Origin of the sequence: Streptomyces poonensis (assembly GCF_014650915.1) — a bacterium.
Taxonomy (GTDB): domain Bacteria; phylum Actinomycetota; class Actinomycetes; order Streptomycetales; family Streptomycetaceae; genus Streptomyces; species Streptomyces poonensis.
On the sequence record NZ_BMVW01000003.1, the window covers coordinates 565,683 to 589,084 of the forward strand.

A 23,402-nucleotide genomic window follows, 5' to 3' on the forward strand; every position below is an offset into this window, starting at 1 on the left:
GCCTGACGGGTGCCGGCACCTGGGCCGTACGGTCCTGGATCGGGCCGGAGAGCCGCCCGGGAAGGGACCTTCGGCCCCGGGTTCCGCACGGCGCCGCCACCTAGCGTCTGGACCATGGAGAACGACCAGAACGCTCGACGGGGACAGTCGCGCGTCGCCCCCGCCCGGAACTGGCCGCTGGCCGGCCGCCGGCTGCTGAGCCGCACCGAGGTGTCGGCCGACGGACGCGCGGTGTTCGGTGAGAACGACGGCAAGTGGGAGGGCTTCTACCGGGAGCGCTGGGCCCACGACAAGGTGGTGCGCTCCACCCACGGCGTGAACTGCACCGGGTCCTGCTCGTGGATGGTGTACGTCAAGGACGGCATCATCACCTGGGAGCATCAGGCCACCGACTACCCGTCCATCGGCGCGGACTGCCCCGAGTACGAGCCGCGCGGCTGCCCGCGCGGGGCGTCGTTCTCCTGGTACACCTACTCCCCCAGCCGGGTCCGCTACCCGTACGTACGCGGTGCGCTGCTGAAGCTGTGGCGCGAGGCGCGGCGCCGGCTCGGTGACCCGGTGGCGGCCTGGGCCGAGATCACCGGCGACCCGGCGAAGGCCCGCGCCTACAAGCGGGCGCGCGGCAAGGGCGGACTGGTCCGCGCGGACTGGGACGAGGTGGCCGAGCTGGTCGCCGCCGCCCACGTCCACACCGTCAAGGCGTACGGCCCGGACCGGGTGGCGGGCTTCTCGCCGATCCCGGCGATGTCGATGGCGTCGTTCGCGGCCGGGGCGCGCTTCATGTCACTGATCGGCGGCACGCTGCTGTCGTTCTACGACTGGTACGCCGACCTGCCGATCGCCTCCCCGCAGGTGTTCGGCGACCAGACCGACGTCCCGGAGGCGGCGGACTGGTGGAACGCCGGCTATCTGGTGATGTGGGGCTCCAACATCCCGGTCACCCGCACCCCTGACGCCCACTTCCTCACCGAGACCCGCTACAACGGCACCAAGGTCGTCGCGGTCAGCCCCGACTACGCCGACAACGTGAAGTTCGCCGACGAGTGGCTGGCCCCGCATCCCGGCACGGACGGGGCGCTGGCGATGGCCATGGGCCATGTGATCCTGCGCGAGTTCCTCGTCGACCGGGAGGTGCCGTACTTCCGTAAGTACCTCCGTGCATTCACCGACGCGCCGTTCCTGGTGGCGCTGCGCGAGCGCGACGGGGGCGGCGGTCTGGTCCCGGACGGGTTCCTGACCGCCGCCGACCTCGGACACGACACGGAACACGCCGGATCCAAGACGGTCCTCCTCGACGCGGCCACCGGCGAACCGGTCGTGCCGAACGGCTCCCTCGGCTTCCGCTGGGGGGAGGCCGAGCCGGGCCGCTGGAACCTCGACCTGGGCGACGTCGTCCCGGAGCTGAGCCTCATCGACCGCGCCGAGCGCACGGCCGAGATCGCGCTCCCCCGCTTCGACGAGGGCGCCACCGAGGGCGGCTCGGTCATGGTGCGGGGCGTACCGGTGCGCCGTATCGGCGGACGCCTGGTCACCACGGTCTTCGATCTGATGCTGGCCCAGTACGGCGTGGCCCGCCCCGGCCTCCCGGGCAGCTGGCCGTCCTCGTACGACGACGCGACCGAGCCGTACACCCCGGCCTGGCAGGAGACGATCACTTCCGTACCGGCCGAGCAGGCGGCCCGCATCGCCCGCGAGTTCGCCCGCAACGCCGAGCGCACCAACGGCCGCTCGATGATCGCGATGGGCGCGGGCACCAACCACTGGTTCCACTCCGACACCATCTACCGGGCCTTCCTGGCGCTGGTGACCATGACCGGCTGCCAGGGCGTCAACGGCGGCGGCTGGGCCCACTACGTCGGCCAGGAGAAGATCCGTCCCCTCACCGGGCTCCAGCACCTCGCGTTCGCCTTCGACTGGCAGCGCCCGACCCGGCACATGGCGGGCACCTCGTACTGGTACCTGAACACCGACCAGTGGCGGTACGAGGCGTTCGGCCCCGAGGAGCTCGCCTCGCCGCTCGGTGCGGGCCGCTTCGCGGGCAAGGGGTTCGCGGACTGCCTGGCGCAGGCGGTACGGCTGGGCTGGACGCCCGGTCACCCCGGCTTCGACCGCAACCCGCTGGACCTGACCGACGAGGCCGCCGCGGCCGGCCGTCCCGTCGCCGAGCACATCGTGGACGAGCTGAAGGAGGGGCGGCTGCGGTTCGCCGTCGAGGACCCCGACGACCCGGCCAACTTCCCCCGCGTACTGACCGTCTGGCGGGCCAACCTCCTCGGCTCCTCCGGCAAGGGCAACGAGTACTTCCTGCGCCATCTGCTCGGCACCGACGCCGCCGTCCGCTCCGACGAGACCCCGCCCGAGCACCGCCCCGAGGACGTGGTGTGGCGGGACGAGGCCCCCGAGGGCAAGCTCGACCTGCTGGTCGCCATGGACTTCCGGATGACGTCGACCGGCCTGCTCGCCGACGTCGTCCTCCCGGCCGCCACCTGGTACGAGAAGGACGACCTGTCCAGCACGGACATGCACCCCTTCGTGCACGCCTTCACCCCGGCCATCGCCCCGCCCTGGCAGGCCCGCACCGACCACGACACCTTCCTGACCATCGCCGACCGGTTCAGCGAGCTCGCCGCGACCCACCTGGGCACCCGTACCGACGTCCTCCCGGTGCCGCTCCTGCACGACACCCCCGACGAACTCGCCCAGCCCGGCGGGGTCGTACGGGACTGGAAGGCCGGCGAATGCGAACCGATCCCCGGCCGCACCATGCCGAAGCTGGTCGTCGTCGAACGGGACTACGCCGCCGTGGCGGAGAAGATGCGCGCGGTCGGCCCGCTGCTCGACAGCCTCGGCACCACCACCAAGGGCATCACCGTCCACCCGGGCCGGGAGCTCGACGAGCTGCGGCGGCGTAACGGCACCGTACGCGACGGGATTGCCGCCGGACGCCCCTCCATCGCCACCGCGTCCGACATGTGTGAGGCGATCCTCGCGCTCTCCGGCACCACCAACGGCCGCCTGGCCACCGAGGGCTTCCGCGAACTGGAGCGGCAGACGGGCAGCGAGGGCCTGGTGGACCTGGCCGCCGAGCGCGAGGCGGAGCGCATCACCTTCGCCGACACCCGCACCCAGCCCCGCGCCGTCATGACCTCCTACGAGTGGTCGGGCAGCGAGACGGGCGGCCGCCGCTACTCTCCGTTCGTCATCAACGTCGAGCACCTCAAGCCCTGGCACACCCTCACCGGCCGCCAGCACTTCTTCGTCCAGCACGACTGGATGGCCGAACTGGGCGAGCAACTCCCGGTCTACCGGCCGCCGTTGAACGCCGTACGGCACTACGGGGACGAGCACCTGCACGAGGACGGCCGGGCCGAGGTCACCGTCCGCTACCTCACCCCGCACTCCAAGTGGTCCATCCACTCCGAGTACCAGGACAACGCGTACATGCTCGCGCTCTCCCGCGGCGGCCCGGTGATCTGGATGTCCACCACCGACGCCGAGAAGATCGGCGTCAGGGACAACGAGTGGATCGAGGCGTACAACCGCAACGGCGTCGTCGCCGCCCGCGCCGTGGTCACCCACCGCATGCCCGCGGGCACCGTGTACATGTACCACGCCAAGGACCGCACGGTGAACGTCCCGAAGACCGAGGTCAGCGGCCGGCGCGGCGGTATGCACAACTCACTCACGAGGCTGCTGCTCAAACCGACCCACCTCGCGGGCGGCTACGCCCAGTTCACCTACGCCTTCAACTACTACGGCCCGACCGGCAACCAGCGCGACGAGGTCACCGTCATCCGCCGCCGCGCCCAGGAGGTGGACTACTGATGCCCCGTGGCGAAGCCACTATCGGACGGGTGCTGGCTCAGATCGCGATGGTCATGAACCTCGACAAGTGCATCGGCTGCCACACCTGCTCCGTCACCTGCAAGCAGACGTGGACCAACCGCACCGGCGTCGAGTACGCCTGGTTCAACAACGTCGAGACCAAGCCCGGCGTCGGCTACCCCCGCCGCTACGAGGACCAGCAGCAGTGGAAGGGCGGCTGGATGCTCGACAAGCGCGGCCGGCTGGTCCTGCGCTCGGGCGGCCGCGTCAAGCGGCTCCTCTCCCTGTTCTCCAACCCCGACCTGCCCGGCATCGAGGACTACTACGAGCCGGTGACGTACGACTACGACAACCTGGTCAGCGCCCCGGCCGGACCGGACCTGCCGGTCGCCCGCCCCCGCTCCGTCCTCACCGGCAAGCCCACCTCCATCACCTGGGGCGCCAACTGGGAGGACGGCCTCGGCGGCGCACCCGAACACGCCGGCGGCGACCCCAACCTCACCGGGGAGTGGGCGGAGAGGGTCAGGTTCGAGTTCGAGCAGACCTTCCTCTTCCACCTGCCCCGCCTGTGCGAGCACTGCCTCAACCCGGCCTGTGTGTCCGCCTGCCCGTCCGGCGCGATGTACAAGCGGACCGAGGACGGCATCGTGCTCGTCGACCAGGACCGCTGCCGGGGCTGGCGCATGTGCGTCACCGCGTGCCCGTACAAGAAGGTGTACGTCAACCACGCCACCGGCAAGGCGGAGAAGTGCACCTTCTGCTTCCCCCGCATCGAGGCCGGGCAGCCCACCGTCTGCTCCGAGACCTGCGTCGGCCGCCTGCGCTACCTCGGCCTGCTGCTGTACGACGCCGACCGGGTCGGCGAGGCCGCGGCCACCGCGGACGAGAAGGATCTGCTGGACGCCCAGCGCGATGTCTTCCTCGACCCGCGCGACCCCGAGGTGATCGCCGCGGCACGGGAGTCCGGCATCCCCGAGGACTGGCTGGCGGCCGCCCGCCGCTCCCCCGTGTACGACCTGGTGTCCCGCTACAAGGTGGCGCTGCCGCTGCACCCGGAGTACCGCACCCTGCCGATGGTCTGGTACGTGCCGCCGCTGTCCCCGGTGCTGGACGCCGTCGGCGCGGCGGGCGGGAACTCCGACGACCCCGACCACGTCTTCGCGGCCGTCACCCGGCTGCGCATCCCGCTGGAGTACCTGGCGGAACTGTTCACGGCCGGGGACACGGACGTGGTCGCCGGGGTGCTGATGAAGCTCACCGCGCTCCGGTCGTACATGCGCGAGCGCACCCTCGGCGAGCCGGGTGACGAGGCCGTGCTCGACGCCGTCGGACTCACCGCGCGCGAGGCGGAGGACCTGCACCGGCTGCTCGCCGTCGCCAAGTACGCCGACCGGTACGTCGTCCCGGCCGCCCACAAGGAGGACGCGGCCGCGCTGTCCGCGATGGAGAACCGCTGCCCCGTCGAGTCGTCCGGCGAACCGTCCGGCGCCGACGGCCGCCGTGTGTCCCTCGGCATCCCGACCCTGCGCCGCCGTGCGCCCGAAGCCCCCGCCGGAGGCCGCCCGTGAGCCCGCAGCCCACCACTGTGAGCGGCATGGTGCGCGGCCGCGTCCGCGCGGCCCTGCGCCGCCCGCCCCGCCCCGTCCGGCCGTCCTCGCTCACGCCCGAGGAGGCCGAGGAACGCGCCCTGCTGCTGCGGCTGACGTCCCTGCTGCTGCAGTACCCGGACGCCGAGCTCGCTGCCGCCCGGCCCGAGCTGTCGGCCGCCGTCCAGGCGCTGCCGCCCTCCGCGGCGGCCGTGCACCTGGCCGCCTTCACCACCTGGTTCGCCGGGCAGGAGCCCCAGGCACTGGAGCGGCACTACGTCGACATGTTCGACCTGCGCCGCAAGAGCAGCCTGTACCTGACCTACTACCTGCACGGCGACACCCGCCGCCGGGGCATGGCCCTGCTCGCCCTGGCCCAGTGCTACCGCGCCGCCGGCTGGGACGCCGGCACGGGCGAACTCCCCGACCACCTCCCGGTCGTGCTGGAGTACGCCGCGCTCGCCGGGCCGCGCGCCGGTGAGGCACCGCTGCGCCGGCACCGCCGCGGTCTGGCTCTGATCCACCGTGCGCTGACCGACGCGGACTCGCCTTACGGGCACGTCCTGGCCGCGCTGCTCACGCTGCTGCCCCCGCCCACCGAGGCCGATGCGCGGGCCGTGGCCGAGCTGGCCGCCCAGGGCCCGCCCGACGAGGAGGTCGGCCTCGACCCCTACGGAACGTACGGCGCCGGTGAGTTCGCGCCGCCCGGCGCCTTCGTACCGCCCGAGCAGGCCGCCCCCACCCTCGTACCGCCCCTCACGATCCCAGGAGGTACCCGATGAACGCCGCCGACCTGCTCCTCTGGGTCGCCGTGCCCTACATCTGCCTCGCCGTCTTCGCGGTGGGACATGTCTGGCGGTACCGGCAGGACCAGTTCGGCTGGACCTCCCGCACCAGCCAGCTCCTGGAACACCGCTGGCTGCGCTGGGGGAGCCCGCTGTTCCACCTCGGTGCCTTCATGGTGATCGCCGGGCATGTGGTGGGGCTGGCCGTGCCCGCCTCCTGGACCGAGGCGGCCGGCATCAGCGAGCACACGTACCACACCACCGCCGTCTGGGCCGGTTCGGTCGCGGGCGTGGCCATGGTCGCCGGGCTGGGCATGCTGTGCGCCCGGCGGCTGCTGACGCGGCGGATCCGCCTGGGCACCGACCGCAGCGACAAGCTCCTCTTCCCGCTGCTGTCCGCGACCGTCGTGCTCGGTATCACGGCCACCGCCGCGCACAACGTCTTCGGCGGTGGCTACGACTACCGTTCCACGGTCTCCGTCTGGTTCCGCGGCCTGTTCACCCTCCAGCCGCAGCCCGAGGCGATCAGCGGCGCTCCGCTGCTGTTCCAGCTCCACGCCCTGACCGCCTGCCTGCTCTTCGCCGCCTGGCCGTTCACCCGCCTGGTCCACGTGTGGAGCGCGCCGGTCGGCTATCTCGTCCGCCCCTACCTGGTCTACCGGCGGCGGGCCGGGGCTCAGGCCCCGGCGGGCGGCCCGACGAGGAAGTTGTCACCGGAACCGGGCGGACGGCCCGCGAGGTAGTCCCCGACGTTGGCCACCGTCGTCTCGACGATCTGGCCGACCGCGTCGCGCGTGAAGTACGCCTGGTGGGAGGTGACGAGGACGTTGGAGAAGGTCATGAGGCGGGCGAGCCGCTCGTCGGTCATCACCTCCAGGGACTTGTCGAGGAAGAAGACCCCGGCCTCCTCCTCGTACACGTCCAGGCCGACGCCGCTGAGCCGCCCCGCGCGCAGGGTGGCCAGCAGGGCGTCGGTGTCGACCAGGCCGCCGCGGCTGGAGTTGACCAGGAGGGCGTCGTCCTTCATCAGGGCCAGGGCGTCGGCGTCCACCAGGTGGTGGGTGTTCTCCATCAGCGGCACGTGCAGGCTGACGAGGTCCGCCTCCGCGAACAGCCGGTCGCGCTCGACGTACTTCATGCCGAGGGCCAGGCAGTCGGGGTTCTCGTTGATGTCCCAGCCCAGCAGCCGCATCCCGAAGCCGTGGGCGATCCGGGCGAACGCGGCGCCGATCTTGCCGGTGCCCACCACGCCGGCCGTCCGGCCGTGCAGGTCGCGGCCCATCAGCCCGTCCAGCCGGAAGTCGAACTCGCGGGTACGGTGGGCGGCCCGCACGATCCTGCGGTTGACGGAGAGCGCCAGTGTCCAGGCGAACTCGGCGACCGAGTACGGCGAGTAGTACGAGACCCGGGCCACCGTCAGGCCCAGTTCGCCGGCGGCGGCCAGGTCGATGTTGTTGTAGCCGGTGGAGCGCTGGGCGATCATCCTGGTCCCGCCGTCCGCCAGGGCCCGCAGCACCCGCGCGTCCAGGGTGTCGTTGACGCTGCTGAGCACGATCTCGTGGCCCGCGGCGGTGGGTACCGTGTCCGCGTCCAGGAACATCCTCAGACAGCGCAGCTCATGGCTGCCGGTGAACGCCCGGTCGAGCGCCTGCTGGAGCAGGGCCTCCTCGTCCGCGAGGACGCCGTACGCGACGATCTCCACATGCTCTCCATGTCAGGTCGGGGGATGCGAGGGGGGCTCGGGGGAATGCGGCGGGGGAGACCGCGGCTCCAGGTCAGTGGCCGCCGTGGCGCAGCCGGTCCCGGGCCTCGGTGGCGATGACGGCCGCCTGGATGCGGCGTTCGACACCGAGCTTGGCCAGCAGGCGGGATATGTGGTTCTTGACCGTCTTCTCGGCGAGGTAGAGGCGCTGCCCGATCTGGCGGTTGGTCAGTCCCTCGCCGATCAGGGCCAGGATCTCCCGTTCCCGCTCGGTCAGCCCCGGCAGTGCGTCCGGCTCCTCCTTCTTCTCCTGGCCGCCCCGCAGCCGGGCCATCAGCTTGGCGGTCGCGCTGGGGTCGAGCAGCGACTGGCCGCGGGCCACCGTGCGGACGGCGGACACCAGGTCGGAGCCCTGTATCTGCTTCAGCACGTATCCGGAGGCCCCCGCCATGATCGAGTCCAGCAGGGCCTCCTCGTCGTCGAACGAGGTCAGCATGAGGCAGGCGAGGTCGGGCATGCGGGAGCGCAGCTCCCGGCAGACGGTCACCCCGTCGCCGTCCGGCAGGCGGACGTCGAGGACCGCGACCTGCGGGCGCAGGGCGGGGACCCGGACGAGGGCCTGCTCGACGGTGGCGGCCTCGCCGACCACGGTGATGCCCGGCTCGTCGTTCAGCAGGTCATGCACCCCACGCCGGACCACCTCGTGGTCGTCCAGCAGGAAGACCCGGATCGGGGTGTCGGGTCCGGGCTGTTCGCCGTCCGCCATCGTCGATGCTCCTCGTTGTGCGTCGCGTTCAGAGTTGTACACGGTCTACCGAATTATGCGTTCCGTGCCGCTCCGTGCCGGTGTCCGCCGGTGAACGGATCAGTCTCCCGCTCCGGATCCTTCTCGTTCCAGGGCCGGAGGGCCAGGGCCGATCGGCCCTGATTTCCGCCCGCGCCCGGTGCGCACCTCGGCCGGACGCGGACCGGGACCGAACGGCCCTACCGCCACTGTCACCGCGCGGCGTCCAATGGACCGATCCACCCTGCCCGTGGTCCGCCGCCGCGGACGCCCGCCGGGAGACACACGGCATTGAGCGACGACCCCATACGGACATCCACCATGACGATCAACAGCGCCTTGCCCTCCACCGCCGGGCCACGGCAGAGCGTGGCACTCGACGGCTCCGAAGCCCTGCGGCTGCTCGGCAGCGTCTCCCTGGGGAGGATCGTTTTCACCCAGCACGCGCTGCCGACCATCCGCCCGGTCAACCACCTTCTCGACAACGGCTCCATCATCATCCGCACCCACGAGGGCTCGGCCCTGACGTCGCACACCCGTCACTCCAACGCCTCGAACGGTTCGGACCGACCGGGCGGTTCGGAGGGTTCGGACGGCCCGGGTGTCGTCGTCGCCTACGAGGCCGACGACATCGACCCCGCCACGCGCCTCGGGTGGAGCGTGGTCGTCACCGGGTACGCCCGCCTGGTCACCGATCCGCGCGAACTGGCCCGCTACCGGGCGCTCCTCCATCCCTGGGTGCAGCAGACCATGGACTACACGGTCCGTATCCACCCCGACCTGGTGACGGGGATCCGGCTGATCGCCGTGGACGAACCCGTGGCGGGCCCACCCGCGGCCGAGTGAATCACGGCGGTGACCGTCCCCGTCCTGTGCGAACGGTCACCGGCCCCGCCCATGTGGCCGGCCCGGCCCGTGCGACTCGGCCTGTGCGACTCGGCCTGTGCGGCTTCAGGTGAGCCGGCCCTTGATCCGCCACATCCCCGACGCCCCGAGCGGCATCGCGGAACCGAGGTGCATCCCGGGTTCCGGCCACTGGAAGGCCCAGTACCGCTCGACCGGCTGATACTCCCTAGTTCCCGTGCCCGTGGACCTGCCCGGCGAACGCCTCGAACGCCCGCTCGTCGAACAGGACGAACCTGACTTCCTCCACGGCGGTCTCCGTCTCCCGCACCGTCTGCACGGCGATACGGGCCGCGTCGTCCATCGGCCACCTGTAGACACCCGTGGAAACGGCAGGGAACGCGACCGTACGGGCGCCGAGTCCGTCGGCCACCCGCAGGGACTCGCGGTAGCAGGAGACGAGCAGGGCGGAGCGGTCCTCGGTGGGCGAGAACACCGGGCCCACGGTGTGGATGACCCAGCGCGCGTCCAGGTCGCCGGCCGTGGTGGCGACCGCCTGGCCGGTGGGCAGCCCCCTGCCGTACCTGGATGCGCGGAGGGCGCGGCACTCGGCGAGGATCGCGGGGCCGCCCCGGCGGTGGATGGCGCCGTCGACGCCTCCGCCGCCTAGGAGGGAGGAGTTCGCCGCGTTGACGACGGCGTCGACGGACTGCCGGGTGATGTCGCCCTGCACCAGCGTGACGGTGGTCATGCGCGCTCCTCCTGCCGCTCCTCGGCCACACGGCCGGCCGGCGTCCGGCGCAGATGCCGCCACACCGCCTTGGCCGCGTTGTGTCCCGACATGCCGTGCACGCCCGGGCCGGGCGGGGTGGCCGACGAGCACAGGAACACCGCCGGGTGCGGGGTGTTGTAAGGGAAGGCGGAGAACCTGGGGCGGAGCAGGAGCTGCAGGCCCGAGGCGGCTCCGCAGGCGATGTCGCCGCCGATGTAGTTGGCGTTGCGGGCGGCGATCTCGGGCGGTCCGGCGGTGGCACGGGCGAGGACCCGGTCGCGGAACCCCGGTGCGAAACGCTCCAGTTGGCGTTCGATCGCGTCGGTGAGGTCGCCGTTCCAGCCGTTCGGGACATGGCCGTACGCCCAGAAGACGTGCTTGCCCTCGGGGGCCCGGGTGCGGTCGGCGACACCGGGCTGCACGGTGATCAGGAAGGGCACGTCCGGGGCACGGCCCGCGCGGGCGACCGCGTCCAGGGCCGTGCCGATCTCCGTGTGGTCGGCGGCCACCTGTACGGTGCCGGCCCTGCGCGCCTCCTCCGCCGTCCACGGCACGGGGCCGTCCAGCGCGTAGTCGATCTTGAAGACGCCGGCGCCGTAGCGGTACGACTCGTAGTGGTGCCCGAAGCCCGCGATCCGGGCCAGGGCGGCGGGTGAGGTGTCGAAGACGTACGCGCGCGCGGGCGGCAGGTCGTCGAGCCGCTTGACCTCGTAGTCGGTGTGGACGGCACCGCCGAGGTCCCGGAGGTACGCGGCGAGCGCGTCGGAGATCGACTGGGAGCCGCCGCGGGCGACCGGCCAGCCGCGCGCGTGTGCGGCCAGCGCGAAGACCAGGCCGACGGCGCCGGTGGCGAGGCCGTCGAGGGGCGCGATGACATGGGCGACCAGGCCGGAGAAGAGGGTCTTGGCGCGCTCGTCGCGGAAGCGGCGCATCAGCCAGGTGGCGGGCGGCAGTCCGGTGAGCCCGAAGCGGGCCAGGGTGACCGGGTCGCGCGGCAGCGCGGTCAGCGGCAGCGACATGAAGTCCCGCAGCAGGGTGTCCCAGCGGGGCAGGAAGGACTCCACGAGCCTGCGGTACGTCCCCGCGTCGCGCGGTCCGAACGAGGCGGCCGTCTCGGCGACCGACCGCGACAGCACCGCGGCCGTGCCGTCGGGGAACGGGTGCGCCATGGGCAGAGGGGCGTGCGCCCACTGAAGCCCGTACCGCTCGAGCGGCATCGTGCGGAACACGGGCGAGTTGATGCCGAGCGGATGCGCCGCCGAGCAGGGGTCGTGCCGGAAGCCCGGCAGGGTGAGCTCCTCGGTGCGGGCGCCTCCGCCGACGGTCCCCTTCGCCTCGAACACGGCCACGGAGAAACCGCGGCGGGCGAGCTCCACGGCGGCCGTCAGTCCGTTCGGGCCAGCACCCACCACGACCGCATCGAGCATCGACGGCACCTTCGGACTCCTTCGTCAGCCGATCCCGTCGCGGCCGGCGGCCGCTCGGGATGGGTATCAGGGGATCAGGATATGACCCCGCGGGGCGTCAGACCCCGGTCGAGAGCAGGTCCACGACCCTGCGGGCCGTCGCCGTGTCCCGTGCCGCGCTGAACGGCAGGGTGTTGCCGCCGGCGACCCGGAACGGCTCGCCGGCCAGGGTCAGATGAGCACCGCCCGCCTCCTCGACCAGCAGCAGACCCGCCGCATGGTCCCAGGCGGCCTCCCAGTCGAAGACCGTGGCGTCCAGCGCGCCGCGCGCGACGGCGAGGTACTCCAGCCCGGCCGAGCCGCACGGGCGCGGGGCGACGCCCTCGGTGCGCAGACCGAGCAGGGCGCGCTTCTGCTCCTCGGTCGTGTAGTCCGGGTGGGACGTGGCCACCCGGAGCTCGCTGCCCGGTTCGGGCGATCCCGCGCGCAGGGGCTCGCCGTCGAGGACGGCACCCCGGCCCCTGACGGCCACGGCGAGCTGGTCGAGGACCGGGGCGTAGGTCCACGACGCCTGGACGACACCGTGCCGGACGAGGGCGACCAGGGTGCAGAAGCCGGTGTCGCCGTGGACGAACTGACGGGTGCCGTCGACCGGGTCGACGATCCACACCGGCGCCTCGCCGCGTATCGCCCCGTACGACGCCGGGTCGGCGTGCACGGCCTCCTCGCCGACCACCGCCGAGCCGGGCAGCAGTGCGGTCAGCGCCTCCGTCAGATACAGCTCGGCCTTGCGGTCCGCGTCCGTCACCAGGTCGTGCGGGCCGCTCTTCTGGTCCACCTCGTCCGCGGCGAGCTGCCGGAAGCGCGGCATGATCTCCGTGGCGGCGGCCTTGCGGACGGCCTCTTCTACGTCGGCGGCGTGCCGGGCGAGAAACTCATCGATGGTTCCCGGATGTTCGATCATGACTCCATCAGATCACGCCCCACTGACAATCCCCATCCGGCCGGACACTTCGGACGAACCTCCGTTCGATCAAGGGTCGATCGGCGGCTCGCCGGCCCGTCAGCGCCCGACCGCATACCCCTGCATCCCCCGCGGATTGGCCGCCGCCGACAGCACCCCCGTCTCCGGGTCCCGCGCGACCGCGCACAGCCGCCCCTCGGACCAGGCGTCGCCGACGATCACCTCGTGGCCGCGCGAGCGCAGGTCCTCGACCACCCCGGACGGCATACGGGACTCGACCGTGACGCCGCCGGGACGCATGCCGCGCGGATAGAAGGAGCCGGGGAAGCTGTCGTTGTGCCAGTTGGGAGCGTCGATCGCGCCCTGGAGGTCGAGGCCGCCGCGGACCCGGGCCCGCAGGGCGACCGCCAGGAAGAAGTGCAGCTGCCACTGGTCCTGCTGGTCACCACCGGGCGTGCCGAACGCCATGACCGGCACCCCGTCGCGCAGCGCCAGCGACGGGGTGAGGGTGGTACGGGGCCGGCGGCCTGGCGTGAGGGAGCCCGGCAGGCCCTCGTCCAGCCAGGTCATCTGGAGCCGGGTGCCGAGCGGGAAACCCAGCTCGGGCACGACCGGGTTGGACTGGAGCCAGCCGCCGCTGGGCGTGGCCGCGACCATGTTGCCCCAGCGGTCGACGACGTCCAGGTGGCAGGTGTCGCCGCGGGTGGCACCGTCGGGCGCGACGTCCGGCTCGCCCGGCACCGGTGACAGCGGGCTCTTGGCGACGGTGGGCTCCCCCGCTCCCATCGGCGAGGCGGCGCCGAGCGGGCCGAGGGCGGGCTCGCCGGCCGCCACCTCGCGCGCGTGGGCGCTCAGCCACGGCACACGTCCTCCGGGACTGCCGGGCCGCAGCTCGTACGAGGCCTTGTCGCCGATGAGCGCACGCCGCCCGGCGTTGTACTCCTCCGACAGGAGCTCGCCGAGCGGCACGTCGGCCGCGTCCCCGTACCAGGCCTCCCGGTCCGCCATGGCGAGCTTGCAGCCCTCGATCAGCAGGTGCACGTACTCGGCGGACCCGTACGGCGGCAGTTCCCGCGGCAGCAGCGCGAGTTGCTGCAGCAGGACGGGGCCCTGGCTCCACGGGCCCGCCTTGCACAGGGTCCAGCCGTTCCAGTCGTAGGTGACCGGTGCCTCGTAGGAGGCGGACCAGGAGGCCAGGTCGGCGGCCGTGAGGGTGCCGGTGTGGCGCTCGCCGGTGGTGTCCATGGTGGGCCGGCCGGCCTGCCGTACGAGGGCCTCCGCTATGAAGCCGGAGCGCCACACCGCGCGCGCGGCCTCGATCTCGGCCTCCCGGCCCCCGGATCCGGCGACCTCGGCGAGCAGCCTCTTCCAGGTAGCGGCCAGCGCGGGATTGCGGAACAGCTCTCCCGCGCGCGGGGCTCTGCCGCCGGGCAGGTACACCTCCGCCGACGAGGTCCACTCCTCCTCGAACAGGCCGCGCACCGTCTCGACGGTCTCACCGACCCTCTCCACGGGCGCGTGACCGTGCTCCGCGTACCCGATGGCGTACTTCAGGACGTCGGCGAGGGACTTCGTCCCGTGATCGCGCAGCAGGAGCATCCACGCGTCGAACGCGCCCGGCACGGCGGCCGCGAGGGGGCCGGTGCCGGGGACGAGCTCCAGGCCGAGGCCCCGGTAGTGCGCGACGGTCGCGCCGGCGGGCGCGACGCCCTGCCCGCACAGCACCCTCACCTCACCGCCCGCCGGAGCCAGGACGATCGGGACCTCGCCGGCCGGGCCGTTGAGGTGCGGCTCGACGACGTGCAGCACGAAGCCGGCGGCGACGGCGGCGTCGAACGCGTTGCCCCCGTCCTCCAGGACGGCCATCGCCGACTGCGAGGCCAGCCAGTGGGTGGAGGACACCATGCCGAAGGTTCCCTGGAGCGTCGGACGGGTCGTGAACAAGGGCGGACTCCTTCACAGTTCGGCGCGCGTTCGAAGTCCGAAGATCGTACGCAGAGCCGCCCCGTACGGAACCCCGCACGCTGTCGGGTCGTCCGGTCAGCCGGGGTCCTTCTCCCACGCGGTGGCTCCCAGCCGCCCGGTGTTGCCCAGGTCGACGCCACCGTCGACAGTGAGGACCTGCGACGACTCACCTTCGGCGGGAGTGACACGGAGATAGGGCCCGTTCACGGCGTTCGTGGTGACGTCGGTGACCGTGTTGCGCCAGACCAGCCCGGTCCGGGCCGACTCACCGGGCCGGAGGGTGACGGGGTGCGGGCCCGGGTCGGGCACTCCCGTGGTGATCGGCTCAGCGCCCTGGATGATCCGCACGTCGAGGGCCTCGCGCTGCTCGTCGAGCACCTGGAGTTCCGGGTAGCCGTTGAGACGGTACGGCTGCTCGCCGCAGTTGGTGAGGGTCACGGTCATCGCGCGCAGGCCCATCGCGGCCTCGACGAGACCAGGATGGATCCGCACGCCGGAGGCGGGACAGGTGGTGGGGGCCGGGGTGGGAGTCGGGGCACCCTGAGGCGGGGCGACGGTCGGCAGCTCCTCCGCCCGCACGATGCCGGACGACGGTGACGGGTCCGGGGACGCGGAACCGCCGGAGGCACCCGGTCCCCCGGGCGCGGCGGCCGTGCGCACGGGGTCGAGTTCGCGTTCCACCTCCTCCGAGAGGCCGCAGCCGCTCGCGGCGAGGGTGACGGCCACGGACACGAGGGCCAGGGAAGCGGTACGGCGTCGTATCGGATGCATGAGCGGATCATGACACCCCGGGACCGGAACGCCCCGCTCCGCAGTCGGCGGACAGTCGGCGGACATGAAGCCTCGGTGACCGCACGGCTACGGAAAGACTTCTCCCTTCCCCCTCACAGACAGTCATGTGAGACTGGCGTCCCCCACCGCCGTGCGGACCCTTCCGCACCGACCTCCCCGAGAAGTGCGCCGTGCGAGATCTCCCTCTGCCGTTCGCCCTCACCGCGCGTCTGCTGCCGGTCGCCGCGCTGGCCTGCGCGGGCTGGGCGATGACCTCCGGACCGTTCGCCGCCACGCCCGCCACGGGCCAGAGCGCGGCGCAGGAACGGCAGGAGTCCGGCTCGGGGCCCGCTTCCGCCGCCCCGTCGGCACCCTCCACGTCGGCCGCGACACGCACGTACCCGAAGGCACCCGACCCGTGCGGCGCCCTCGCGGAGAAGACGGTCACCTCCCTCGTCCCGGGCGCCGAGGCGGCGGGCAAGGAGATACCGTCGACCGACGAGTCCGTACGCCGCACCTGCTCCTGGAACGCGCTCAAGGGCTACGACTACCGCTGGCTCGACGTGTCGTACGAGATCCGGTCGTCCGACGGCGCGGCCCGGACCGCCTACGAGCAGCGCACGGAGGAGAAGAGCGGCGGCGGGTCGGTGCCCGGCCTCGGCGACACCGCCTACTCCGTCGTGAACGTCACCACCGAGGACGGGCAGCAGACCCGCGAGGGCGTCGTGATCGTGCGCGCCTCCAACGCCCTGGTCTCCGTCACGTACAACGGCAGCGACTTCGAGAGCAAGAAGGCCCCCGACTCGGACGAGATCAACAAGGGCGCCATCAAGGCCGCCAAGGAGGCGGTGGCCGCGCTGGACGGCGGCCGGTGAGGCCATGGAGCCATGGAGAGCCGCCGGCCGCGGATCTCACACCGGTCCGTCCTCCCGCCGCCTGCCGCCCATCAGCGCCACGTACAGCAGCAGCGACGTGGCGAGGCCGACGGCCCAGCCGTAGTCGGCGAGCGGTTTCAGCGGCGGGATCAGTCCGTCCGCCGGGAACGGGCCCGACCTCACCCCCTCGGCGTTCACCGTCGAGTACGAACCCCCGACCGCGAGCACCCCGCCCACCAGGAACGCCGCCACGGCCCGCCAGTTCCAGCCGGCCGCGTACCAGTAGCGGCCGCCCGGCGTGTAGAGGTCAGCGAGGTGGAGGATTGTGCGGCGGACGATCCAGTAGTCGGCGATGAGGATGCCCGCGACCGTGCCGAGCAGTCCGCCGACGACGCCGAGCCAGGTGAAGATGTAGAACTCCGGGGTGGAGATCAGCTTCCACGGGAAGATCAGGATGCCGATGACCCCGGTGATCAGCGCGCCGGTGCGGAAGGTGATGAGCTTCGGGGCCAGGTTGGCCAGGTCGTAGGCAGGCGAGACGACGTTGGCCGCGATGTTGGTGGAGACCGTCGCGACCAGCACGGTGATCAGGGCGAACAGCAGGCCGAAGACGTTGTCGGCCCGGGCGGACAGCTCCACCGGGTCCCATATCGCCTCGCCGTACACCGCCTCGGAGCCCGAGGTGACCAGCACGGCGAGGAGCGCGAACAGCGTCATGGTGGTGGGCAGGCCGAGCGACTGGCCCCAGACTTGTGCCCGCTGTCCGGCGCCGAAGCGGGTGAAGTCGGGGATGTTCAGCGACAGGGTCGCCCAGAAGCCGATCATGCCCATGAGGGCGGGGAAGAAGACCGGCCAGAAGTCGGCGCCCCAGCCCAGCTCCGAGCGTTGCGAGAGCAGCTCGCCGAAGCCGTCCGCCTTGACGGCGATCCAGATCAGCAGTACTAAGGCGCCCACGATCACGAAGGGCGCGGCCCAGTTCTCGAAGTGGCGCAGGAAGTTCATGCCGCGCCAGATGATCGCGATCTGCACGGCCCAGAAGAGCAGGAAGCACAGCCACAGCGGCCACGGCTGGCCCCCGATCCGCCCGGCGTTCTCCCACTCACCGCCGGTGATCTTCGAGCCGAGGGCGAAGATGCCGCTGCCGCCGATCCAGGTCTGGATGCCGAACCAGCCGCAGGCCACGGCCGCGCGGAGGAGCGCAGGGACGTTGGCGCCGCGCAGGCCGAAGGAGGCGCGGGCGAGCACGGGGAAGGGGATGCCGTACTTGGGTCCCGCGTGCCCGGTGGCCAGCATCGGCAGCAGCACGATGACGTTGGCGAGGGCGATGGTGAACACGGCCTGCTTCCAGTCCATGCCGATCGCGACCAGGCCGGAGGCCAGGGTCCAGCTCGGGATGCAGTGGGCCATGGAGATCCACAGGGCCGCGAAGTTGTACGTGGTCCACTTGCGCTCGGCGAGGGGGACGGGGCGCAGGTCCTCGTTGGCGAAGGGGCTGTCGGCGGGGAAGACCCCGGGGGCGAGTTCGATCCGGCCGTCGGCGACGGTCGTCCGGGTGGTCGGTGGCCCTGGGGGGACTGTGTCGGTCATGGGCAGGCCAATCGGTGAGGCGGGGCGGGAAAGGCCGTGCGGGGCGGGGCCGGAACCCCTCCCCGGGCTACGGGGAGGGCCGGCGCGGAACGGGAGCATGAGGGGACGACCGCTTACCCGGTCAGAACCCGACCGCGGAGATCACTGCCAGGCATTGACCGCGGGAACCACAGTCAGGCGTTGACCGCGGGGACCACAGTCAGGCGTTGACCCTGAGGAATCACAGTCAGGCATTGACCGCGGCAATCACGGCGGAGCCGTACGCGTCGATCACGGCCTCCTGCGCATCGTGCATGTCGTACACGGCGAACTGGTCGACGCCCAGCTCGCGCAGTGCCTTCAGCTTCTCGATGTGCCGCTCGACCGGCCCGATGACACAGAACCGGTCGACGATCTCGTCGGGCACGAACCGCGTGTCCGGGTTGCCGCTGCGCCCGTGGTGCGCGTAGTCGTAACCCTCACGGGCCTTGATGTAGCCGGTGAGTTCCGCCGGTACGGCACCGGAGTCCGCGCCGTACCGGGTGACCAGGTCGGCGACGTGGTTGCCCACCATGCCACCGAACCAGCGGCACTGCTCGCGCGCGTGGGCGAGCGCTTCCGGCGAGTCGTCCTTGGTCACGTACGCGGGCGCGGCCACGCAGATGGTCACCTCGGACGGGTCGCGCCCGGCGGCGACGGCGGCGTCCTTGACGGCCTTGACCATGTACTCGGTCAGATAGAGGTCCGCGAGCTGGAGGATGAACCCGTCGGCCTCCTCCCCCGTCATCTTCAGCGCCTTCGGGCCGTACGCGGCCATCCAGACCGGGAGTTCGGCGCCGTCCCTCACCCACGGCAGCCGGACGGCCGTACCGCCGAGGTCGGCCTCCTCACCGCGGCCGAGCGCCCGGATCACCTTCATGGCGTCGCTGATCCGGGCCAGGGTGTTGGGCTTGCGGCCGGCGACGCGCATCGCCGAGTCGCCGCGGCCGATGCCGCAGACGGTGCGGTTGCCGAACATGTCGTTGAGCGTGGCGAACGTGGAGGCGGTGACCTCCCAGGTGCGGGTGCCCGCGTTGGTGACCATGGGGCCGACCGTCAGCCGCCGGGTGTTCGCCAGGATCTGGCTGTAGATCACGAACGGCTCCTGCCACAGCACGGCGGAGTCGAAGGTCCAGCCGTGGGTGAACCCGTTCCGCTCGGCGCGCTGCATCAGCTCGATGACGCGCGAGGCCGGCGGGTCGGTCTGCAGGACGAGTCCGAAGTCCATGGGCGCACCTCCTAGTTCAGGTACTGACAGGTGGAGCGGGGCGTGTAGACGCCGTGTCCGGCGCGGCCGGTGAACTCCCGGTCGGTGATGACGAACTCGCCGCGCGAGAGGACCGTATCGACCCGGCCGGTGACGCGCTTCCCCTCGTACGCCGAGTAGTCGACGTTCATGTGATGGGTGGCGGCGGACATGACCTGCTCGGCCTGCGGGTCGTAGATCACGATGTCGGCGTCCGCGCCCGGCGCGACGGTCCCCTTCTTCCCGTACAGGCCGAACATGCGGGCCGGGGTCGCGCAGGCGATCTCGATCCAGCGGCGGCGTGTGATGTGCCCGTCGAGGACGGCCTGGTGGAGCAGGTCCATGCGGTTCTCGACGCCCGGCAGACCGTTGGGGATCTTCGAGAAGTCGCCGCGGCCCAGGTCCTTCTGGCCGGTGAAGCAGAAGGGGCAGTGGTCGGTGGAGACCACCTGGAGGTCGTTGGTGCGCAGGCCCTTCCACAGTGCGGCCTGGTGCTCGCGCGGGCGCAGAGGTGTGGAGCAGACGTACTTGGCGCCCTCGAAGTCCGGCTCCGCGAGGTTGTCCGTCGACAGGAAGAGGTACTGCGGGCAGGTCTCGCCGAAGACGTTCAGGCCCTCGTCGCGGGCGCGGGCCAGTTCGGCGACCGCCTCCGTCGCCGAGACGTGCACGACGTACAGGGGCGCACCGGCCACCTGCGCGAGCTTGATGGCGCGGTGGGTCGCCTCGGCCTCCAGCAGCGCCTTGCGGACCTCGCCGTGGAAGCGGGGGTCGGTCTCGCCGCGGGCCAGTGCCTGTGCCACGAGGACGTCGATGGCGATGCCGTTCTCCGCGTGCATCATGATCAGGCCGCCGTTGTCGGCGGAGCGCTGCATGGCGCGCAGGATCTGGCCGTCGTCGGAGTAGAAGACCCCCGGGTACGCCATGAACTGCTTGAAGGAGGTGACCCCCTCCTCCACCAGGAGGTCCATCTCCTTCAGCGTCTCCTCGTTCACATCGGAGACGATCATGTGGAAGCCGTAGTCGATGGCGCACCGGCCGTCGGCCTTGGCGTTCCAGGTGTCCAGTCCCTCGCGCAGCGGGCGGCCGACGCTCTGCACGGCGAAGTCGATGATCGTGGTGGTGCCGCCCCAGGCGGCGGCCCGGGTACCGGTCTCGAAGGTGTCCGAGGCGAACGTCCCGCCGAACGGCAGCTCCATGTGCGTGTGGGCGTCGACACCGCCCGGGATGACGTACTTGCCGGTGGCGTCGATGGTGTGGTCCGCCGTCCAGGACGCGGCGGCCGGGGTGCCGCTCGCGGCGAGGGCGGCGACGCGGCCGTCCTCGATCAGGACGTCGGCGTGCATCTCGTCGGACGCGGTGATGACGAGACCACCGCGGATCACGGTACGGCTCATGCTCGGTCTCCTGTTCACGGTGTGTCCGGGAAGGCGGGCGACTCTGCGGAGGACACCTCTGCCGAGGTCACCTCACGACCCGAGGCTCCGCAGGGCGTCCTCCAGGATCGAGGCGCCCTCCTCCGCCTCCGCGACGGTGAGCGTCAGGGGCGGGGCGATGCGCAGCGCGCTGGTGTCGTGGCCGCCGCCCTTGCCGATCAGCAGGCCCCCCGCGCGGGCCGCCTCGAGCACGGCGGCCGCCGCGTCCGGGTCGGCCTCGTCCGTGCCGGGCCTGGCCAGCTCGATGCCGATCATCAGGCCCCGGCCGCGCACCTCCCGTACGGCGGGGACCTGTGCGGCGACCGCCCGCAGCAGTTCGATGAGCAGTCCGCCGACCCGCCGGGCGTTGCCCTGCAGGTCGTGTTCGAGCAGGTACGTCAGATTGGCGAGGCCCGCGGCCATGGTGACCGGGCTGCCGCCGAAGGTGGAGATCGAGTTGCTGTCGAGGCAGTTCATGATCTCGGCGCGGGCGACGACCCCGCCGATGGACATGCCGTTGCCGATGCCCTTGGCGAAGGTGAGGATGTCCGGCGGGCCGCTCCGCCCGTGGGCCTGCCAGCCCCAGAAGTGGTCGCCGGTGCGGCCCCAGCCGGTCTGTACCTCGTCGGAGATCCAGAGGACGCCGCGCTCCCGCAGCACCTCACGGAAGGCCGCGTACAGGCCGTCCGGCGGTGAGGTGAAGCCGCCGACGCCCTGGACTGGTTCGGCGATGAGCGCGGCCGGCGGGCGGGTGTGGCCGAGCAGGTCCCTCAGGTCCTCGACGCAGGCCGCGATGAAGTCGGCGTCGCTCAGGCGGGCGTACGGGCCGCGGGTGCGGACGCCGCCGTGGACGTACAGCGTCTGGAGGGGCGACAGGCCGGTGGGCGACCAGCCCTTGTTGCCGGTGATGCCGACCGTGCTGAAGGAGCGGCCGTGGTAGCTGTTGCGCATCGCCAGGATCTGGTTGCTGCTGCGGTACGCCGTGGCCAGCAGCAGCGCGGTGTCGTTGGCCTCGGTGCCGGAGGTGGTGAAGAAGACCCGGGCGTCCGGGATGCCGGACAACTGGGCGACACGCTCGGCGAGTTCGACCATCGGCCGGTTGAGGTACAGCGTGGAGGAGTGGACGATCCGCCCGGCCTGCTCGGCGATCGCCTTGGTGACCTCGGGCAGGGCGTGCGCGGTCATCGTGGTGAGGATGCCGCCGAAGAAGTCGAGGTACCTGTTGCCGTCGGCGTCCCAGACGTGGCGGCCCTCGCCGTGGGTGATCTCGATCGGGTCGGCGTAGTAGAGGGCGAGCCAGTCGGGGAGCACGGCCCTGTGGCGGCCCAGCAGTTCACCGGTCGCGAGTCCGGTCACGGGTCCGGCCCCGGGTCCGGTGGCGGCTCCGGTCGCGGGTCCCGGCGCGGGTCGGGTCACTGGTTCGTTCACGGGATCGTTCACGGCTTCACCAGTCCTTCGTACGCGTCGGGCCGTCGGTCGCGGTAGAACGCCCACTGCTGCCGTACTTCCTCGATGAGGCCGAGGTCGAGGTCCCGTACGAGGAGCTCCTCGCTCTTGTCGCTCGCGACCTCGCCCACGAACTGCCCGCGCGGGTCGACGAAGTAGCTCGTGCCGTAGAAGTCGTTGTCCCCGTACTCCTCCCGGCCCACACGGTTGATCGCGGCGACGAAGTACTCGTTGGCGACGGCGGCCGCGGGCTGCTCCAGCTGCCACAGGTGGGAGGAGAGGCCCCGGTGGGTGGCGGACGGGTTGTAGACCAGCTGGGCGCCGCCCAGGCCGAGCTGCCGCCAGCCCTCCGGGAAGTGGCGGTCGTAGCAGATGTAGACGCCGATCCTGCCGACGGCGGTGTCGAAGACGGGCCAGCCGAGGTTGCCCGGCTTGAAGTAGTACTTCTCCCAGAAGCCCTTGACCTGCGGGATGTGGTGCTTGCGGTACTTGCCGAGGTAGCTGCCGTCGGCGTCGATCACCGCGGCGGTGTTGTAGTAGAAGCCGGACTGCTCGACCTCGAAGACCGGTACGACGATCACCATGCCGGTCTCGCGGGCCAGCTCCCGCATCCGGGTGACGGTCGGCCCGTCGGGCACGGGCTCGGCCCAGCGGTAGTGCTCGGCCTCCTGGACCTGGCAGAAGTAGGGGGCGTTGAACACCTCCTGGAAACCGATGACCCGCGCGCCCTGCCGGGCCGCCTCGCGGGTGTGCTCCTCGTGTTTGGCGACCATGGACTCCGTGTCGCCGGTCCAGGTCGCCTGGACGAGGGCGGCGCGTACGACATTGGCCATTGAGCTGCTCCTTCGACGAGACGTCAGAGAGCCTCTACGCCCGTAGACACAGGCTGTAGAGGCTCGAACGTAAGGCTCGCCGACGGGCTGGGCAAGACCGCGGCCGTCAACCGTCGAAGTCGATCGTGTTACGCGCCCCTCGGGTGCGGGTCCGGCCGTGCGGCCGTCCTCGCGCCCCGCGCTCCGCTCTCTGTGAAAGGACTGCCCGGCCGTGTCGTACGGCGAAACCACCGCACGCCGCGCGGTCGGTCAGACGACTGCCGGCACGCACCGTCCGACGAGCTCGTCCATGGACAGACCGAGCGCCTGGGCCAGTGCCGCCACCGTGAAGAAGGCGGGGGTCGGGGCCCGGCCCGTCTCGATCTTGCGCAGGGTCTCCGCGGAGATCCCGGCGACCGCGGCGACCTCGGCCATGCTCCGGCCACCACGGGCGTCGCGCAGCAGGCTCCCGAGCCGCTCACCGCGCTCGCGCTCTTCGGGGGTCAGGGGTGTGCGCACCATGGGACCCATTCTAATACCGCCTCCGGCCGCACTCCGGCCACCGGAACCGGCACGGCGATCGAACGCCGACCGGTATTCTAA

At 71.8% G+C, this 23,402-nt stretch carries 19 protein-coding genes; 6 read left to right on the forward strand and 13 right to left on the reverse strand.

Annotation, left to right across the window (positions count from 1 at the left end):
- Positions 1–114: 114 nt before the first annotated feature.
- Genes IE242_RS12500 through narI form a run of 4 tightly spaced genes read left to right on the forward strand, consistent with a single transcriptional unit; the run spans position 115 to position 6,939 of the window.
- The gene (locus IE242_RS12500) at positions 115–3,825 is read left to right on the forward strand and encodes a nitrate reductase subunit alpha (protein ID WP_189858373.1); all 3,711 of its coding nucleotides are present in this window, start codon (positions 115–117) and stop codon (positions 3,823–3,825) included.
- Positions 3,825–5,393: a nitrate reductase subunit beta gene (gene narH / locus IE242_RS12505; RefSeq protein ID WP_189858375.1), complete on the forward strand. Its 1,569-nt coding sequence runs from the start codon at positions 3,825–3,827 to the stop codon at positions 5,391–5,393. The genes IE242_RS12500 and narH overlap by 1 nt, the downstream gene beginning before the upstream one ends.
- Positions 5,390–6,193 (forward strand): nitrate reductase molybdenum cofactor assembly chaperone, encoded by an 804-nt coding sequence (gene narJ / locus IE242_RS12510; RefSeq protein WP_189858376.1) that lies wholly within the window; start codon positions 5,390–5,392, stop codon positions 6,191–6,193. Before narH ends, narJ begins: the two co-directional genes overlap by 4 nt.
- Positions 6,190–6,939 carry a respiratory nitrate reductase subunit gamma gene (gene narI / locus IE242_RS12515; RefSeq protein ID WP_189858379.1) on the forward strand — a complete coding sequence of 250 codons (750 nt, stop codon included), beginning with the start codon at positions 6,190–6,192 and terminating at the stop codon, positions 6,937–6,939. The genes narJ and narI overlap by 4 nt, the downstream gene beginning before the upstream one ends.
- Here the strand turns inward: narI and IE242_RS12520 are convergent.
- A complete protein-coding gene (locus tag IE242_RS12520) occupies positions 6,873–7,898 on the reverse strand; it encodes a 2-hydroxyacid dehydrogenase (RefSeq protein ID WP_189858381.1) in 1,026 nt (341 codons plus the stop codon). The genes narI and IE242_RS12520 overlap by 67 nt on opposite strands.
- A 73-nt stretch (positions 7,899–7,971) precedes the next feature.
- Positions 7,972–8,664, reverse strand: coding sequence for a response regulator (locus tag IE242_RS12525; RefSeq protein WP_189858382.1), 693 nt, complete (start codon positions 8,662–8,664; stop codon positions 7,972–7,974).
- A 339-nt stretch (positions 8,665–9,003) separates the two neighbouring features.
- Between IE242_RS12525 and IE242_RS12530 the strand changes: the two genes are divergently transcribed.
- A complete protein-coding gene (locus IE242_RS12530; protein WP_189858384.1) occupies positions 9,004–9,528 on the forward strand; it encodes a pyridoxamine 5'-phosphate oxidase family protein in 525 nt (174 codons plus the stop codon).
- 226 nt (positions 9,529–9,754) lie between these two features.
- Here IE242_RS12530 and IE242_RS12535 read toward each other — a convergent pair whose 3' ends face one another.
- From IE242_RS12535 to IE242_RS12555, 5 genes are all read right to left on the reverse strand, one after another.
- The gene (locus IE242_RS12535; protein WP_189858386.1) at positions 9,755–10,276 is read right to left on the reverse strand and encodes an O-acetyl-ADP-ribose deacetylase; all 522 of its coding nucleotides are present in this window, start codon (positions 10,274–10,276) and stop codon (positions 9,755–9,757) included.
- Positions 10,273–11,724, reverse strand: a complete 1,452-nt coding sequence (locus IE242_RS12540) for a phytoene desaturase family protein (RefSeq protein ID WP_189858513.1) — start codon at positions 11,722–11,724, stop codon at positions 10,273–10,275. Before IE242_RS12540 ends, IE242_RS12535 begins: the two co-directional genes overlap by 4 nt.
- Before the next feature lie 97 nt (positions 11,725–11,821).
- Positions 11,822–12,667, reverse strand: a complete 846-nt coding sequence (locus tag IE242_RS12545) for an inositol monophosphatase family protein (protein WP_189858388.1) — start codon at positions 12,665–12,667, stop codon at positions 11,822–11,824.
- Positions 12,668–12,766: 99 nt separating this feature from the next.
- Complete coding sequence (locus IE242_RS12550; protein WP_189858390.1) at positions 12,767–14,611, reverse strand: gamma-glutamyltransferase family protein; 1,845 nt, start codon at positions 14,609–14,611, stop codon at positions 12,767–12,769.
- Between the two features lie 96 nt (positions 14,612–14,707).
- The gene (locus IE242_RS12555; RefSeq protein ID WP_189858392.1) at positions 14,708–15,403 is read right to left on the reverse strand and encodes a DUF4232 domain-containing protein; all 696 of its coding nucleotides are present in this window, start codon (positions 15,401–15,403) and stop codon (positions 14,708–14,710) included.
- A 191-nt stretch (positions 15,404–15,594) separates the two neighbouring features.
- Here IE242_RS12555 and IE242_RS12560 point away from each other — a divergent pair, with 191 nt between their 5' ends.
- The gene (locus IE242_RS12560) at positions 15,595–16,278 is read left to right on the forward strand and encodes a hypothetical protein (protein WP_189858394.1); all 684 of its coding nucleotides are present in this window, start codon (positions 15,595–15,597) and stop codon (positions 16,276–16,278) included.
- Positions 16,279–16,314: 36 nt separating this feature from the next.
- Here IE242_RS12560 and IE242_RS12565 read toward each other — a convergent pair whose 3' ends face one another.
- The 6 genes from IE242_RS12565 to IE242_RS12590 form a co-directional block, all read right to left on the reverse strand.
- Positions 16,315–17,865, reverse strand: coding sequence for an NCS1 family nucleobase:cation symporter-1 (locus IE242_RS12565; RefSeq protein ID WP_189858396.1), 1,551 nt, complete (start codon positions 17,863–17,865; stop codon positions 16,315–16,317).
- A 226-nt stretch (positions 17,866–18,091) separates the two neighbouring features.
- A complete protein-coding gene (locus tag IE242_RS12570; protein WP_189858397.1) occupies positions 18,092–19,111 on the reverse strand; it encodes a TIGR03842 family LLM class F420-dependent oxidoreductase in 1,020 nt (339 codons plus the stop codon).
- A gap of 11 nt (positions 19,112–19,122) precedes the next feature.
- Complete coding sequence (hydA, locus tag IE242_RS12575; RefSeq protein WP_189858398.1) at positions 19,123–20,523, reverse strand: dihydropyrimidinase; 1,401 nt, start codon at positions 20,521–20,523, stop codon at positions 19,123–19,125.
- Between the two features lie 72 nt (positions 20,524–20,595).
- Entirely contained in the window at positions 20,596–21,897 is a 1,302-nt protein-coding gene (locus IE242_RS12580) for an aspartate aminotransferase family protein (protein ID WP_189858515.1), read from the reverse strand.
- An 80-nt stretch (positions 21,898–21,977) separates the two neighbouring features.
- On the reverse strand, positions 21,978–22,820 hold the full coding sequence (locus IE242_RS12585) for a nitrilase-related carbon-nitrogen hydrolase (RefSeq protein ID WP_189858399.1): 843 nt from the start codon (positions 22,818–22,820) through the stop codon (positions 21,978–21,980).
- A gap of 249 nt (positions 22,821–23,069) precedes the next feature.
- Entirely contained in the window at positions 23,070–23,321 is a 252-nt protein-coding gene (locus IE242_RS12590) for a helix-turn-helix domain-containing protein (protein ID WP_189858400.1), read from the reverse strand.
- Positions 23,322–23,402: the final 81 nt, after the last annotated feature.